Consider the following 16,295-nt stretch of genomic DNA (forward strand, 5'->3'; position numbering starts at 1 on the left):
ACGCCGAGCGGACACACTTTTTGCTACTTAACCCTCCAAACCCGGACTCGACACAGAAAAAAGACCAACCCCACAAAAGGATTGGTCTTTTTCAAAATTGAGACTTCTTAAGAAGCTAGCCCCTTTAAGAAGCCATCCAGCACCAGAGCTAGGTCAGCGCGCCAGAGCGCCCTGAAATAACTACCGACCTAGAGCCCCAGCGCCCCAAGAATGTGCGGGCGAGCAAGCGCGGCATCACGGCCCCACAGCTCCCACGAGTGGATACCGTTCGGGCTGTAGACAAACTGCGCATTGAGGCCGGCAGCGCGAGCGTCCTGCTCAAAGCGCTGCGTCGAAGCGCGGGAGACGGACTCCATTACGGCACGCCAGACAGTGTCAGGGAGCTGCGGCACCGGACGGCTCAAGACCTCCGGATCACTCCACAGGCTCTGAACACCCTGGGCGGAGGAAATATACATCGGCAGCCCCCGGAGCTGGTCCAGCTGCAGCGATGGATCATGAGCACGCCACTGCTCCGAAGCAGGAACCGGAAGGCCCCACATGCCAGTCGGATTCACTACACCAGTGCTAGCCACCATTGCAGTAGCGCCGGTCGCAACAACTGGGTTGGACATCTGGTAGTAACCGGACAGCGAAGTAACCTGCTTGAACTGATCACGGTGGCGGGCCGCCAGAGAAACCGCCGCAGCCGCACCCATGGACAGACCAGCGATTGCGTTGCGGTTCGGGTTGACACCAAACTCACGCTGCAGATAGACCGGCAGCTCCTGAGTCAGGAAGGTTTCCCACTTCTGAGTCTTGACTCCTTCGGAAGTCACGGCCGGATCGTTCCAGTCGGCATAGAAGGAGCCATCGCCAGCAGCCGGCGCAACCAGAGTGATGTTGTCATTGGCGAAAGTCTGAGCAATGTGGCCCGACCAAATCCAACCGGACGCGCCCTTATTAAAGCCCCACAGACCGTCGAGCATGTACAGGGACGCATCGCCGCCACCAGTAGCCGCCTTAATCTGAACCGGAATATTGCGTTCCATAGCCGGCGAGAAAACCTGGCAGTACTGAACGAACCAGTTGTATGGATCCCACTCACAGCCTGGGCGCAGTCGCTCGCGGTTTGGATCAGCACTCGCATCCTTCGCGGATGCGAGCATGATGCCGCCAAAGACCATCGCAACCGCTACGAGGGCAGCTACGACCTTCACCGTGAAGTTACGACTCACTGCAGTAAAGCTCATCGTTCTCCTCTTTACTTTCGGACTTACCTCCGCGCCAGACTTTTCGGAGGCAGTCGCTTACGCGAGCTTTCGCTTTTCTGCTTCCAGTTGTGACGCGACAACTGGAGACCCCACAAAAGAATCTCGAGTATGTAACGATACTCAATCGTTTCCCTACATCCAAGTTTAAATCGTAATCATTCCGTAATATTTCTCACATTTCTCCCCAAAACTATCCACCACAAGGAGAAACAATGTTTACCAGCATGGAATTACAAAATTGTAATTCTGCCCCCGGCTGATCCGTAGGACTAACTGAGAAACCTAAAACACGCCTACAAGAACCCCAAACACAACCTAAGTACTAACGAAATACAGAAAAAGCCCATGCACCCCTCGGCGCATGGGCTTTCAGCTACCAATCGAACCCGACCGAACCCGACGAGAAAACCGACGGAAATCGCAGTTCGCTTACAGGGAAAAGAACTGGGAACTACCCCAGAGTCGGGACAGCGTAGACAGCGATAGCAATGGACAGCAGCCACAGGACGGCCAGTGCCTGCAGCGGACGGTCCTTGAGCGCAATCTCATCCGGGCTTCCCGCATCACCACGGTCAACGTCAGCTGCGAAGCGCAGGATGGCCACAGTGAATGGAACCATCGAGATCTCGTACCAAATAGCCGAAGTCGATGAAGTGCCCGGCGCGCGGCCCATCTCAAAGCCCCACAGCGCGTAGCTCAGCACCACGGCGGTCGCAGCGAGGGTCCACACAAAGCGCAGGTAAGTCGCGGTGTAACCCTGCAACGACTTACGGATTTTCTTACCCGTGCGCTCTGCCAACAGCAGCTCAGCGTAACGCTTACCGGCTGCCATGAACAGCGAACCAAAGGCGGCAACCAGCAAGAACCACTGGGACAGGTTGATGTTGGCAGCAACACCGCCGGCCATTGCACGCAGCATGAAACCCGAGGACACCAGCGCAATATCAATCACCGGCTGGTGCTTCAGGCCAAAGCAGTAACCGAGCTGCAGTGCAATGTATACAGCCACAACAATTGCTAGCCCCGGCCCCTCAGAGGCAAACCAGGACACCGCAATCGACCCAATAATCAGTGCGACTGCCATAATGTACGCCATGCTCACCGGTAGTACGCCAGCGGCAATTGGGCGGAAGCGCTTGGTTGGGTGCGCGCGGTCAGCCTCGACATCGCGAGCATCATTAATCAGGTAAATCGACGATGCTGCCAAACAGAAGGCCACAAACGCCACCAGGATGTCGACGGTCAGTGTGCCGATCGAACGTCCCGAGTCCATAATCTCGTTGCCGGCTGCCAGTGGAGCCGCAATGACCAGGACATTCTTCACCCACTGCTTCGGGCGAAGCGCCTTGATCATGCCGTCCAACAGATTCTTCGGCGGATGCCCCTGCGGGTGCGCAGGCTCATCGATACCGGAAGTGTGCGGCTCGGACCCAATCCTTGATTGAGAAGCTTGCCGCTGGTTGGCCGACACATTGGCCAAGTTGTCGTTCTCCGCCTGTGTCACTGTGCATTCCTTTCCGCAATGGAGGGCTGTCTACCCTGGTTATGCTGCGCCTTTTTCGGCTCGATGACCTTATCACCTATCTTGTCCACCGCAAGAGCAGTGGCTGTACCCAGCGCTGCTCCGAGAGCGACATCGGTTGGGTAATGAACTCCCAGCACCAGGCGGGAGAGCATAATCGCCGGCACGCCCACGGCCGGTGCTGCCGGGTAACCCAACTTTGCAATCCCCACCAGCGCCGCCGTCGTCGACGTCGCGTGCGAGGACGGGAAACTCAGCTTGCTTGGCGTACCAACGCCGATTGCTATACGACGGTCATGGGGACGCGGGCGACGGACAATGCGCTTAAGCACCACCGATGCCGCATGCGAGGTAAAGGCGGCCACACCGACCTTTGCCCAGCTAATGCGTCGCTCCTTATCCACCGCCGCCCCGAGGGCAGCGAGCCCCATCCACCCAAGGGCGTGCTCACCGAAATAGCTCATGGCACGCGCGGTGGGCAGCACACCCGGAACGTCGTTAAGCGTGTGCTGAATATTAACGAGAACGTCGGACTCGCCGAACGGATCGCCTTTAATTTTCGAAGACATTCGCCCAGGCCTTCCTACTGGTCAAATCGTCATAGGCTGCGCGGTAGCGTGCCTGCATTTGCTCGAACCGCTCCTCAACCTGCTTTTGCAGCTCCCAGGATTCTTCCAGCAGAGCCTTGGCCTTGTCGCGGTCACGTTGGCGATACACCACGCCACGGCCGTCAGCGGTGGTGACCGTTGCGCCATCCAGACGCGACAGGGAGAACCAACGAGCCTCCAGCGGCGCCAGGTTTGCCTGCGGCACCGCATGGTGCTCGGAGTTTTCCGGGCGCACGCTGTGAAGCAAGCCCTTGGCCAGCCAACCGACCTTCTTCAGCTTGCCCAGACGACCACCGACATCCTTTGTCGGAATCCCCGGAATACCGGAGGGCTTTGGCAGATCGCCTGCACTCGGCAGCACAACCGCGTCGGGGAAGCTCTTGCGCAGGGCATTGATGCGCGGCAGCGAGGACTCGAGAATGTCGAATAAACGCTCGGGACCTGCCAGGAAGTCCTTCATGGCTTCGTTCTGGATGGCAACAGTGGAGTACTCCAGGCACAGAAGGTGCTTGAAAGTGGCCTTGCGCATGGAACGCACGATACCGGCAGCATCGCCCTCGTGCTGAAGGGCCGCGACAATCAAGCGGTTGCGCAGGTGGAAGTACGCCTGCCAATCAATCGCATCATCCTTGTCCGACCAGGCCATATGCCAAATTGCGACGCCCGGCCACGTAGCCGTCGGAAAGCCTGCCTTGCCTGCGCGCAAACCGTATTCGGCATCGTCCCACTTAATAAACAGTGGCAGCGGCTGACCGATTGCCTCAGCGGCGACGCGCGGAATCAGGCACATCCACCAGCCGTTGAACTCAACATCGATGCGACGGTGAAGATCCTTCGAATCGACAACCTCACCGGTTGCGTTAGTGCCGTGCTCCCCGCGATCGCGCAGTGGGTGCGCATAAAAGTCGTGGTCATAGTGGACGTGCGGAGCGGAAGTCCACATGAAGTCATGGCGGCCGATGACTTCACCCATCGAGTGCAAGTGGCTGCGCTCCTGCAGGTTCAGCATCTGACCGCCGACCAGCATCGGGGACTTCGCGAACCGGCCGACAGCGACCGCACGCAGAATGGAATCCGGTTCGATGGCGATGTCGTCATCCATGTAGAGAATGAACGGGCTATCGGTCGCACGCTTCGAATCCGAATCCGGACCGCCCAGGGCCTCATACATAATGCGGGAGTACCCGCCAGAACCACCGAGATTTCCCTGCGGGAAAATACGCAGGCGGTCACCAAAGTGCTCGGCGACAGCATCAAAGCCCGGCTCGTCTGCCGGGTGCTTGGTGCCCTGGTCAGGCATCAAAACAGCATCGATGATGGCATCGACCTCAGGATCCGAGGACAGCGCCTCAAGAGCAGCAACTGCGTCGGTCGGGCGATTGAACGTCGGGATACCGATAGTGACGCGCCCCTCCGGCGCCGGATGCTCCGTGCCGTCCGGGTACGTCTGGCTCGGCGCCTCGATATCGGAGTACCAACCTGCGGAGTGGATTACCACGTCCGTCTCACAGGTGAGGTCAAACCAAATCCAGCCGCCGTCTTCAAACTGCGTCAGCGGTACTGGGATTTCGCAGACGTGCACATCCTTGCCGTCCACCTTGGCTTCCGCGCCTTCAGCCGCCGCACCCAGATCACCGACAACTTCGCCGGTCACGGCGATGCGCGCACCGTCAATCTTCGAACGGTAGATGTCTACGCGCGCAGTACCGGACAGCTCCAGGCGCAGGACAACATTGTCCAGATTCGTCCACCGGCGCCAGTAGCTGGCCGGAAAAGCATTGAAGTAGGTTTCAAAACTAACTTCATCACCCGCCGGAACAGTGGCTGACGTGCGCGAATGCGCTTGCACACGACCGGCATTAGTCTCCGGCTCAACCAAGTAGAGCGAGCGGACATCACGGGGCTCACCCAACTTTGGCAGCAAAATCCGCTGCAGGCGTTCAACGGCAAGGCTTGACGACGTTGTCGGGGTATGTGTCCGCTTTTGTTCAGGCTGTGATGCCATGAGACGTATCAACCACTTTCCGAAAGGTCTACCGGGGGTGTTGCCGCCGATAAGTTACCGACGTTTCTATCTCATAGCATCCTAGTGCCCGTGGCGGATTGCCTCTTGTTGCCACGCTAGCGACAGCCCAGAATGTGAAAGCCCCTACGCGCTGCGGACTATCTGCTGCACATAGGGGCTTTTTCGTTCAGTTTGTAGTTTTAAGCTCCGAGGAAACCTTCGATGCGGGCCTTGGAGTTCTGGAGGTTACGATCCCAGGTCGGCCAATCGTGGATACCGGTCTGCTCGTATTCAAACGTGGCATCCAGACCGGAGGTACGAGCACGCAACTCAAACTCGCGGGTGGACAAGCGGGACAGCGACTCCAGCGCAACGCCGCCGGCCTTCGGGACGACCCGGTAGAGATTCTTCGGGTCACGAACCTCATCCGGAACACCATTTGCCGAGGTAATAACCAGATCCAGCCCCTTCATCTTCTCGACATTCAGGTACGGATCATTACGGACACGCTCCGCTGACATAGGCGCACCCCACATGTCGAAGGAGCTGTAGCCAGCCGACAGCTGAGCAGCCTCAATTGCCGTGGTCATACCCGGCGCAGTGGTGTGCAGGTAACCGGAGAAGGCAAGAGCCTGACCGAACTGGTCTCGGTGGTTGTATGCCAGCGACAGTGCAGCAGATGCACCCATGGACAGACCTGCAATGGAGTTACCAGTGCGAGAAATGCCGAACTCACGCTCAAGGTAAACCGGCAGTTCCTGAGTTAAGAAGGTCTCCCACATGTTTACAAACGGACCGTGCACACTAACCGACGGACGCTTCCAGTCGGTGTAGAAGCTACCGCCGCCACCACCTGGAATAACCAGGTTGACGTTGGATCCTTCAAAAGTACGTGGGGCGTTACCGTGCTCCACCCAGTCAGAGGCATCAGCCGGGCTACGCAGACCATCTAGCAGGTAGAGAGCCTTGTTACCACCATTGGCAGAGGCCACAATCTGAACCGGAATATTACGGTCCATGGCCGGCGAATAAACCTGGCACTTCTGGGTGAAGTACTGGTACGAATCCCACTCACAACCCGGGCGCAGCGAGCCTCGGTCACCCGCCGCGCTCGCGGCCGGCGCCATGGTCAATGCAGACGCGGCCACAGCTACTGCGGACGCAACGGCTGCAACCTTTCGACGCCAACCACGGAAAGTAGAGGTGATTTTCACGTGTGCATTCTCCTCACAATGTGCGATTCCCCACGGCCGGTGGGAACTATCAGGCGTGTTTCCGCTTCAGGGAATTACCTTAAGAAACAATAAATCTTCGACAAACTTACCCGCATTCACTGTCGTTTTCCAGCAGAACACGTCGAGACCCCACTTTTCGGCGGGTTCTGGTATCCGCATTTTTACTGCGCAAGCCCCCGCAGCTCGCGCGACTCCCGCGCCCCGCGCCAGGTAATAATCGCGCCAGCCGCCGCGATTAGCACGATGCCCAGCGCCATGGACCAAGTCACTCGGTCACCGGAAAACGCCCAGCCCAGGATTGCACCGATGACCGGGTCCAGTGCAAAGAGCGTGCCGACGACCGCCGCTGAGACAATCCCCGCAGCGATGGTGTCCATCACGTAGGGAATAACAGCGCCAATAAACCCGGAAATAACGATGGTGGCCCACATCGAACCGTCGACAAGCGGTGCAGCGGAAACAGAAAACGGCGCGAGCACGATTGCTGCGACGACCACTGACAGCGCCAAATCTGGCATGCCACCGCCTTCGGTGCTGCCCATTCGGGCGGAGAAGAGCGTGTAAGCGCCGAAGAAGATCGCGCCGATTGCGGCGTAACCAATGCCGATAGGGTCCAGGTCATTGGAGGGCTGGGCAATCAGTGCAACGCCGATGAAAGCGACGATGGCCCACAGGCGGGAACGCCACATTTTCAGTCCCAGGAAAGACACGACGCAGGGGCCGAGGAAGTCGATGGTGACGGCGACACCCTGTGGGAGGCGGGCGATGGCGGCGTAAATCATCATGCTCATCATGCCCATGGCGATGCCGTAGACCACGATGTTGATGGCGCGGGCGCGGGTCATTCCGGACAGTTTTGGTCGGAACAGAACCACCATAATGATGGCGGCGGCGGTCATGCGCAGGCCCGATATGCCCGGCGCGCCGACCGTGGAAAGCATGCCAGTGACCAGCACGGCCGCGGCCTGTGTGCCAAGAGAACCGATGAGAACCAGAATTACGGGAGCCACCGGCAGAGTGAGAAACTTGTTCACACGCTGCAGCAATGGCCCCTGCTGGGGAACCTGCCCAGCTCCCTGCTGGGGAACTTCGGCTTGGATTTTCTCGCGCGACACTCGCGCAATACTAGCGCGGGAGCCGCAAGCGGCAAATTAGTGCCCGCGCTCCTGCTCGATTGCTTCGCCGTCGTTGAAGAACGGCGCAATCTTGTTGTCGAACATCGACAGTGCGGAACCGATTGCCATGTGCATATCCAGGTACTGGTAGGTGCCCAGACGACCACCGAAGAGAACCTTGTTCTCCTGCGCTTCTGCTGCAGCGAGCTTGCGGTAGGCCTCCAGCATCTCGCGGTCTTCCGGGGTGTTGATCGGGTAGTACACCTCGTCGTCATCGTCGGCGAAGCGGGAGTATTCCTTAACAATTACCGTCTTGTCCTTGACGTAATCGCGCTCCGGGTGGAAGTGGCGGAACTCGTGGATTCGGGTGTACGGCACATCCGCGTCGTTGTAATTCATCACTGGAGTGCCCTGGAAATCGCCGGTGTTGACAACCTCCATCTCGAAGTCCAGCGTGCGCCAACCCAGCTTGCCCTCTGCGTAGTCGAAGTAGCGGTCCAGCGGGCCGGTGTAGACGACCGGGGCGTCCGGGGATACAGCGCGCAGTTCGTCGCGCACCTCGAACCAGTCGGCATCGACAACGACGTCAATCTTGTCGGAGGTCACCATGTTTTCCAGCCAGGCGGTGTAGCCGTCGACAGGCAGACCTTCGTAGGTGTCGTTGAAGTAGCGGTTATTAAAGGTGTAGCGAACTGGCAGGCGGGTGATGTTGCCAGCCGGCAGGTTCTTCGGGTCGGTCTGCCACTGCTTGGCGGTGTAGTGCTTGACAAAGGCCTCGTACAGCGGGCGGCCAATCAGGGAGATGGCCTTTTCCTCAAGGTTCTTCGCGTCACGTGGATCCAGGCCATCGGTCTGGTCCTTAATCAGCTGACGAGCCTCGTCCGGGCTGTAGTACTTGCCGAAGAACTGGTTGATCAGCCCCAGCCCCATCGGGAACTGGTATGCGGTGCCCTTGTACATAGCGAACACGCGGTGCTGGTAGTCGGTGAAGTCCGTGAACTGGTTGACGTAGTCCCACACCCTCTTATTAGAGGTATGGAACAGGTGCGCACCGTACTTGTGCACCTCGATGCCAGTCTCCGGCTCTGCCTCCGAGTAGGCGTTGCCGCCGATGTGGTTGCGGCGTTCGACAACGAGCACGCGCTTACCCAGCTCAGTGGCGGTCCGCTCAGCAACGGTCAAACCGAAGAAACCCGAACCGACCACGATGAGGTCGTAGGTGTTGTCCTTGATGTCCTGTAGGGACTTCGGAGCAAATTCATTGGCAGTGGTGTTCTTTTCGCTACTCACGCCTTAAAACCTATTGCATTTCCATCCGGTTTGCGGGTGTACACGCGGGCTTTACGACGTCCACGTGAGCCCAGCCCAACGTTCGTTTGGTCACATTATTTGATAATTTTCCCAAAATTAACGAGGAAACACAGATGTCTCACTAGATTTTTTTAGTCACACTGGTAACATCCTCCTCAGAATTTTCTGTTGCTTTGCAACTTTCCTTCCCTTCGACCCCGGGTAGACCTCGGGTCGATAACCCTGTACCCCATTTTTTTGGAGCTTTTACCGTGCCAACTCGCCGTCGCATCAATGCCCCGTCGATGGGCCGTCGCACCTTCCTCTATGGACTGGCAGCTACTACTGCCGCAGCTCCGCTAGCAACATGGGGTATTCGCCAGGCCCCTACTCTGGTTGAAAGCCCAGGCGTAGGCCCCATCGCGGCCAAGATCTCAACATCGCCGCTGGTTGACGCTGTCACGATGATGATTGACGACGCAGCCGTCGGCACGCATGCCATTACCGATGCCCTGCACCCGCTTCGCGGATTCGTGAAGGACATCACCCGCGACGAACCGTTCTCCCAGTTCGCCCTGACCTGGCCGGGCGATGACAATCTGCAGCTCTACGTTCGCGCCGAGCGCGAAGACGGCAGCTTTGGCCCGTGGTTCCACGCTGATTCACACGGTCCGATGAATAACTCCGGGCAGTCCGGCACCGAGCTGCTGTTCGTTGAGCCCACCCGTCGCGTGCAGGTGTCGACTGTCGGCCTGAACCTCCTCGAAGGCCTGGATCCCCGCAACATCATTGGTATCGACAACCTTGACCCCGCCACTATCGGCGATTCCCTGCAGGACCTCGTCAGCGCTACGGCCGCATTGTCCCTCAACGCTGTCCAGGCAGTTTTCATCGACGGCGTAGAGCAGGTCGGCGAGGTTATTCAGCCAGTTGCGTACGAGTCGTCGATTGCCGGCGCGCCAAATGTAATCAGCCGTGCAGCGTGGGGCGCAGATGAGTCCATCCGCAGCGGTTCGAGCTCCTACAGCACTTTCAAGGGCGCGTGCATCCACCACACCGCGGGTTCCAATAACTACTCAGAGTCCCAGGGACCAGCCATTGTCCGTGGCATTTATGCCTACCACGCAAATACGCTGGGCTGGGGCGATATTGGCTACAACGCGCTGGTCGATAAGTACGGCAACATCTACGAGGGCCGCTACGGCGGCCTGGACAAGAACATCGAGGGCGCACACGCAGGTGGCTTCAACAACGGCACCTTCGGTATCTCGGTGATGGGCAACCACGACCAGCTGGAGATTCCGGATGCGGCCGTCACCGCACTCGGCGAGATGGTCGGCTGGCGCATGAAGGTCGGTGGCGTCGATCCGATGTCCACCGCCGCACTGACCAGCGCCGGCTACTCGAAGGCACGCTACAGCTCCGGCCAGACCGTGAACCTCCCGGCCATCTTCGGTCACCGCGACACCGGCTACACCTCCTGCCCGGGCACCTTCGGCTACCAGCAGATGGATGCCATCCGCGCTGCAGCCAAAGCCAAGTTTGATGGTGCCGGTGGAGCGGATATCGCCGGCCGCTCGACGGATCCGAACAACCAGGACGGAGAGGCCGCCAGCATTCCGCCGATTCCGGGCACCGGCGAGTCGGGCGACAACGGCGGTTCCCTCGGAAACGTGGAAACGCCCACGCCAGGCGAGGTTGTTGGTGAGTTTCTAACTGAATCCCTGCCAACCAACCCTGCCGAAGCTACGCAGACCTGGTTCGCACCTCAGAACTAACCCCCCGCTTATCTAATCCAGGCATAACCACATCACATTTGTGGTGTAACACCAGATTTTCGCAATCACCCAGGAGTTATTACCGTGTTTAGTCGCCGCCGCATCAATCGCCGCGCAGGTGCCAAGCAATCCTTGGTACTCGCTGCCGTGGCGACCCTTGCCCTGACACCCGTTGCCGTTGTCGGCGCAGGTGCCGCTTATGACCTCATTGAGGAAAACGGCGCCGGCCCCATCGACCCGGTTGTCCAGAGCAAGTCGCTTGCAGACAGCGTCTCCGTTCTCGTCGAAGATGCAGCAATCGCAACGCAGTCGCTTGCCGACGAAGCTCATCCCAACCGCGGTGTCGTCAAGGAAATTACCTCCGATACTGAGTTTTCCCAGTTTGCGCTGACGTGGGCCGGTGACCCTGATATCGCCAGCTTCGTCCGCGCCGAGCGAGCAGACGGCTCCTGGTCCGACTGGTTCAGCGTTGACCCGGACTACCCCGCTGAAGGCAATGGCAACGGCCTGAACGGAACGGAGCTCATCTACATCGAGCCAACCAAGCGCGTTCAGGTTTCCACCCACGGACTTAACATCTTCGGTCCGGGTTCCGGCGTGGATCTGAAGGACATCAAGGGCGCTGAGAAGCTGGATTTGTCCAAGCTCAACCTCGACGAGATTAATGCCGAGGGCGCCAAGAAGGCCGTGGAGGATGCAAAGGATTCCGCTACGGATGCGGCCAAGGATGTCGCCGAGGCCGCTTCCGACTACCAGCAGACTCCGGATGCAGCTCCTGGGGACGCACTCGATGACCCGACTGCTCCGAACGCTAACGACGCTGCAAATCTGGACTCGCCGAACCTCCCGGTGAAGTGGACGGACATCGAACCGGTCGCCGATGAACTGCCGATCGACCAGGTCGACGCAGTGCTAATCGACGGCCAGGCTGCTGCATCCGGCATCGACCCAATTGTGGATGCCAAGAATGTCACGGGCATGCCGAAGGTCATTACCCGTGCCGGCTGGGGCGCCAACGAAAACAACCGCTGTAAGGGCGCGGACTACGACAGCAAGCTTGTCGGTGCCACCGTGCACCACACCGCTGGTTCAAACAACTACACCGAGAGCCAGTCCGCTGGTATCGTCCGCGGCATTTACCAGTACCACGCACAGACTCTGGGCTGGTGCGACATCGGATACAACGCCCTTGTCGACAAGTACGGCAACATCTACGAGGGCCGCTACGGTGGGCTGGATAAGAATGTCCAGGGCGCACACGCAGGTGGCTTCAACACCGGTACTTTCGGCATCTCCATGATGGGTAACTACTCTTCGGTTGCTCCCAGCGAGGCCGCACTGAACTCGGTGGGCAATATGATTGGTTGGCGCCTGAAGGTCGCCGGCATCAAGCCGACCGGCCAGATCCAGATGACTTCGGGTGGCACCAGCTACTCCAAGTACGGATACGGTAAGCAGGTCACTCTGCCGACAATCTTCGCGCACCGCGACGTTGGTAACACCACCTGCCCAGGTGATGCTGGCTACGCCCAGATGAGCAAGATCCGCTCGATTGCCGAGAAGAAGTACAACACACTCACCAGCGGAAAGATTGATAATGAGGGGCCTGACGGCTTGATTGATCTCCTCGTTCCGCAGGATGAAAAGGACGATAAGACCGCCGAGGACACAGACTCGCAGTCGAGCGAATCGACCGAGTCGAGCACGTCGACCTCTACTACCTCGACCACCTCGGCATCCACGGGTACGTCCACGACCTCGCCCTCCGAGAAGTCCTCGAGCGCATCGAGCACCACTTCTTCGACAACGTCGAGCTCCGACTCGACCACCTCGGGTACTTCGAATACCTCTGAGCCAACCGACGCCACGAACACCGGTGACACTGCTACGGCTGAATCCTCCGCACCGTCGGCAAGCGAGCAGAGCAACTCCTCCTCGCCGAGCGCATCCGACGAGCAGCAGAAGGCACAGGCTCTGGAGACAGTCTCGGGTGCACGTTCGATGCTGGCCTCGGCGCTGGGCATGCTCGGCGCACCGGGGCTCGGACAGACCGCCGATGCGATTCTGGGTGCCGTTGGACGCTCGATTGAAAACGGCCCGTCGATCGCTGACCTGCCGGTCCTGATTGACCAGATCATCACTATCAATGAGCAGAACGACCTGGCTGCCGAATGGCGCCAAGTTTCCGAGGAAATGGGCTCCGTTCTCGGTTACGCAATGTCCGGTATCCAGAGCGGTTCTACCGTGGCGAACAATGCTGGCCAGGCCGATGCCCTGCGCTATGTGAAGTTCTCCAACGGCGTAATCACCGACTCCGACACCACCGGCGCGCACGCTATCTGGGGCAAGATTGCTGATGAGTGGGCCCGCCAGGGCTTCGAGGTCGGCAAGCTGGGTGCCCCGACGAAGACCCAGGTGGTCGATGGAAACATCGAGCGCGCTGAGTTCCAGAACGGTTCAATCACCTTCGACCGCACCACCGGCGAAGTCAAGACCGAGCTGAAGTAAGCGCTGTCGAGCGCTGGGGGAGCTAGCTGGCGCGGGAAAACCTCGAGGCTAGCTAGAACCAGCGCTCCAGCACACGAGCAACACCGTCATCATCATTGGTGGCGGTGATTTCGTCTGCAATCTCCTTGACGTTGTCAGCCGCATTGCCCATGGCCACACCCGTGCCCGCCCACGACAGCATCTCGATATCGTTCGGCATGTCACCGAAGCAGACCACATCTTTCGCGGTCGCTCCGACCAGTTCAGATACGTATTCCAACCCGGCGCGCTTAGTCACGCCCGGCGCGGACACTTCCAAAAGCCCGTCGGGCATGGAGTAGGTCACGTGGGCCAAGCTCGCGTCAATTGCGGGAGCGACCAGCTCATATAGCTGTGCACTGTCCACATCTGAGTTTCGCAGCAAGAGTTTCGTCGCGGGTTCCGACAACACGGCCTCTTCAGCAAGCTCACCGTGCTCATCCGATTCCCACGCATGGTCATAGGACGGCGCCACCACAAAAAGCTCATCGATGGCATCATTCGCCGACGTCCCAGCGCGCTCTGCCGCAATGCCGATTCCACCGATGGATCGCGCCGCTTCGCGCGCATGCTTGACGACGTATCGCAGCGTCTCCGGCTTCAGTGTGTTGGCGGCAACCACTTCATCACGGCCGGAGTCGTAAATCACGGCGCCATTGGCACACACGCACAACGGCTGAACCGGCAGCTGCTCGAGCACTGGTTGCAACCACCGAGCCGGCCTTCCCGTGGCCAGCACCAACGGGGTTCCGCGGCGTAGCATTCGCGTGACGGCCTGTCGCAGGCGGGGAGTTACCCGCTCCCGCGAGTCGATGAACGTCCCGTCAATATCCGAAGCTACGAGTAGTGGGTGTAGTCTCTCGGTCACTTCGAACTACTTGCCGTCCTCACTGTTGTCATCTTCACCGTCATCGCAGAACCGGTCGTGCAACAACTGCAGCGTTGCGGCTACTCCCCCATGCTCGACAGTGTCGATTACCCAATCCGCGTTCTTCAGCAGGGACCAGTCCGCATCGGCCGTAACTACCGGCATGCCGACACGCTGTGTGGCTTCCTCAAAGTTCGAGCGACCGGCAAAAAGAATCGCGGTTTCTTCCTTGCGAGCCTGCTTGCGCAGCGTGCTAACCACCGCATTTGTGACGTCCAGTTTGCTGGCGCCCTCCGGGAGTTCCACGACCTGCAGGTCAACCGACTCCAAAGCCGATAGATTCGGCTTATCTCCCGGTTCGTGCAGAACAACGATTGTGGCTCCGGCATCGCCGAGCTGCTGCAAGGCCTTCATGTTTTCTTCGCTGGTATTGCCCGCGTCGTCGGCAAGCGATGCGGGGTAATCGAAGATGAACGTCTCCGGCTGAGCGGTGATGAGCCTGTTCAAGCGCTGTGGAAGCTTGTCGCGGATCATCATCGACTGGCCGATAAGACGGTAAACGGTCTGCTGCGTCTGTTCGACACCGGAGGCGGAGGCCTTCTCTAGTTGCACGTACGCTTCGCGGAACGTCACGCGCATCGAATCCGTGGCAGTACGCACGGACTCCTTGCTCTCCTTGGCGCCGGCGACGACATCATCAGCCATCTGTTCCACAGACTGACGGAACTGCGCCAACAGCGCGGTCGTCTGTTCCCTTCGACGAGCAGACTCCGCGCTCATCGTGTGCGAGGCATCGAGGAACTGCTGCCTGGTCTGATCGCCGAATTCACGCGCGTTATCGCCGAATTCACGCGCCGACTCGGCTAGCTTTTCCTTGAATGCAGCCAGGTCACCGCGCAAATGACGGATACGCTGGCGCTCTTCTTCGACTTTCAGGTCCTCTGCCTGTGCCTCTTCGAAAGTCGGTGCGCCACCGCCAAGACGAGCCGGCACCCAGTAGGCGCCCTTCGGCAGGGGACCTTCTTCAGCTGCGTACTCGTCCCAGAGCTGACGAACGCCCTGATCCATGATTTCGTGCAGCTTCTCGGTGGCTTCTGCCGGATCCCCCTCCGGTGTCCACGGTGGCAAAACCGTAATGTGAATCGGAGTATTGCTGCGGCCGAGATGCTTGGGGTGCCCCTTCGTCCACACGCGCTGGGATCCCACAATCAGCACGGGGATGATGGGCTTGCCGGTGCGCTGCGCCATACGCACTGCGCCGGACTTCAAATTCTTGACCTCGAAACTGCGCGAGATAGTCGACTCCGGGAAGATACCTACCAACTCGTCGTTTTCCAGCTTCGCGCAGGCCTCTTCGAAAGACTTGGAGCCGTCAGTGCGGTCGACCGGAATGTGCTTACAAGCACGCATGATTGGTCCGGCGACCGAGTGGTCGAACACTTCTTTCTTCGCCATAAAACGGACAAAACGGCGGTGCTTGCGGAATGGAAGACCGACATAGGTGAAGTCCATGTATCCGGTGTGGTTAGTAACGAGAACGGCCCCAGAGTCTTTCGGCACGTTTTCCCAGCCCTTAACGGTGAACTTCAAACCTTGGGCAAAGAAGACGGTGCGCGCCAATCCGATAATCGTTAAGTACACAGGATCCTTGAACATGGCCTTTACTCTACAATCTTTCGCACCCCTTAGCGGGGCAATATGTACTGGTATCTGAGACTCGTGAATAAATGTCGTTACAGGCTCATATTCATGTGTAAATGCGAGCGCAGTTCCAGTCATCGCCTCTCAAATACGCCACACGCCCGCCGTGCACCCATTGCCCACCCATCAGCCATCTTTAATACCCCCATTATGGGGGGTCATTGCCAGCTGACTTTCAGTCTAAAAGCAGTAAATCTCTATTAACATAGCCATCTACCTGCGGAAAATCGGACAACATTACTGGCGCGATTTTCGTGACTTTTTGCCCCATTATTTATATCTACGTAACCGTAGGTTAGCGCTTACAAGTAAGCCAAGTTTTGGTAACCTGAGCCGTGAGCCGAGAAATTCTCTTCGACGAAAAATCAACGCCCCCACCGGGAAGGATTGGAAA

General features: G+C 58.7%; 11 protein-coding genes. 2 read left to right on the forward strand and 9 right to left on the reverse strand.

Annotated elements, in window-relative coordinates:
* Positions 1-188 precede the first annotated feature (188 nt).
* The 7 genes from HMPREF2878_RS03040 to glf form a co-directional block, all read right to left on the reverse strand.
* A complete protein-coding gene (locus HMPREF2878_RS03040) occupies positions 189-1,232 on the reverse strand; it encodes an alpha/beta hydrolase (protein WP_070652828.1) in 1,044 nt (347 codons plus the stop codon).
* A 472-nt stretch (positions 1,233-1,704) separates the two neighbouring features.
* Complete coding sequence (locus HMPREF2878_RS03045) at positions 1,705-2,724, reverse strand: decaprenyl-phosphate phosphoribosyltransferase (RefSeq protein ID WP_049193199.1); 1,020 nt, start codon at positions 2,722-2,724, stop codon at positions 1,705-1,707.
* Positions 2,725-2,753: 29 nt separating this feature from the next.
* Complete coding sequence (locus tag HMPREF2878_RS03050; protein ID WP_070652829.1) at positions 2,754-3,344, reverse strand: phosphatase PAP2 family protein; 591 nt, start codon at positions 3,342-3,344, stop codon at positions 2,754-2,756.
* Complete coding sequence (locus tag HMPREF2878_RS03055; protein WP_070652830.1) at positions 3,328-5,388, reverse strand: glycosyltransferase; 2,061 nt, start codon at positions 5,386-5,388, stop codon at positions 3,328-3,330. The genes HMPREF2878_RS03050 and HMPREF2878_RS03055 overlap by 17 nt, the downstream gene beginning before the upstream one ends.
* Before the next feature lie 200 nt (positions 5,389-5,588).
* Positions 5,589-6,602: an alpha/beta hydrolase gene (locus HMPREF2878_RS03060; protein ID WP_049171829.1), complete on the reverse strand. Its 1,014-nt coding sequence runs from the start codon at positions 6,600-6,602 to the stop codon at positions 5,589-5,591.
* A gap of 182 nt (positions 6,603-6,784) precedes the next feature.
* Positions 6,785-7,738: an EamA family transporter gene (locus HMPREF2878_RS03065; protein WP_246818283.1), complete on the reverse strand. Its 954-nt coding sequence runs from the start codon at positions 7,736-7,738 to the stop codon at positions 6,785-6,787.
* A gap of 36 nt (positions 7,739-7,774) precedes the next feature.
* A complete protein-coding gene (gene glf / locus HMPREF2878_RS03070) occupies positions 7,775-8,971 on the reverse strand; it encodes a UDP-galactopyranose mutase (RefSeq protein WP_049171857.1) in 1,197 nt (398 codons plus the stop codon).
* A 329-nt stretch (positions 8,972-9,300) separates the two neighbouring features.
* On the opposite strand from glf, the gene HMPREF2878_RS03075 reads away from it, so the two are divergent.
* A complete protein-coding gene (locus tag HMPREF2878_RS03075) occupies positions 9,301-10,806 on the forward strand; it encodes an N-acetylmuramoyl-L-alanine amidase (protein ID WP_049190956.1) in 1,506 nt (501 codons plus the stop codon).
* An 84-nt stretch (positions 10,807-10,890) separates the two neighbouring features.
* Positions 10,891-13,314: an N-acetylmuramoyl-L-alanine amidase gene (locus tag HMPREF2878_RS03080; protein ID WP_070652831.1), complete on the forward strand. Its 2,424-nt coding sequence runs from the start codon at positions 10,891-10,893 to the stop codon at positions 13,312-13,314.
* A 52-nt stretch (positions 13,315-13,366) separates the two neighbouring features.
* Here the strand turns inward: HMPREF2878_RS03080 and HMPREF2878_RS03085 are convergent, their stop codons facing one another.
* Together HMPREF2878_RS03085 and HMPREF2878_RS03090 are read right to left on the reverse strand one after the other, a co-directional pair.
* A complete protein-coding gene (locus HMPREF2878_RS03085) occupies positions 13,367-14,200 on the reverse strand; it encodes a Cof-type HAD-IIB family hydrolase (RefSeq protein WP_070652832.1) in 834 nt (277 codons plus the stop codon).
* 6 nt (positions 14,201-14,206) lie between these two features.
* The gene (locus tag HMPREF2878_RS03090; RefSeq protein ID WP_070652833.1) at positions 14,207-15,856 is read right to left on the reverse strand and encodes a lysophospholipid acyltransferase family protein; all 1,650 of its coding nucleotides are present in this window, start codon (positions 15,854-15,856) and stop codon (positions 14,207-14,209) included.
* Positions 15,857-16,295: the final 439 nt, after the last annotated feature.

The sequence above is a fragment of the Corynebacterium sp. HMSC065H09 genome (genome assembly GCF_001812845.1).
GTDB classification, from domain to species: Bacteria; Actinomycetota; Actinomycetes; order Mycobacteriales; family Mycobacteriaceae; genus Corynebacterium; species Corynebacterium jeikeium_D.

Coding starts and splice junctions, on each gene's coding strand:
- HMPREF2878_RS03050 (WP_070652829.1), bottom strand. CDS start 3,344: ATGTCTTCGAAAATTAAAGGCGATCCGTTCGGCGAGTCCGACGTTCTC.
- HMPREF2878_RS03090 (WP_070652833.1), bottom strand. CDS start 15,856: ATGTTCAAGGATCCTGTGTACTTAACGATTATCGGATTGGCGCGCACC.
- HMPREF2878_RS03040 (WP_070652828.1), bottom strand. CDS start 1,232: ATGAGCTTTACTGCAGTGAGTCGTAACTTCACGGTGAAGGTCGTAGCT.
- HMPREF2878_RS03055 (WP_070652830.1), bottom strand. CDS start 5,388: ATGGCATCACAGCCTGAACAAAAGCGGACACATACCCCGACAACGTCG.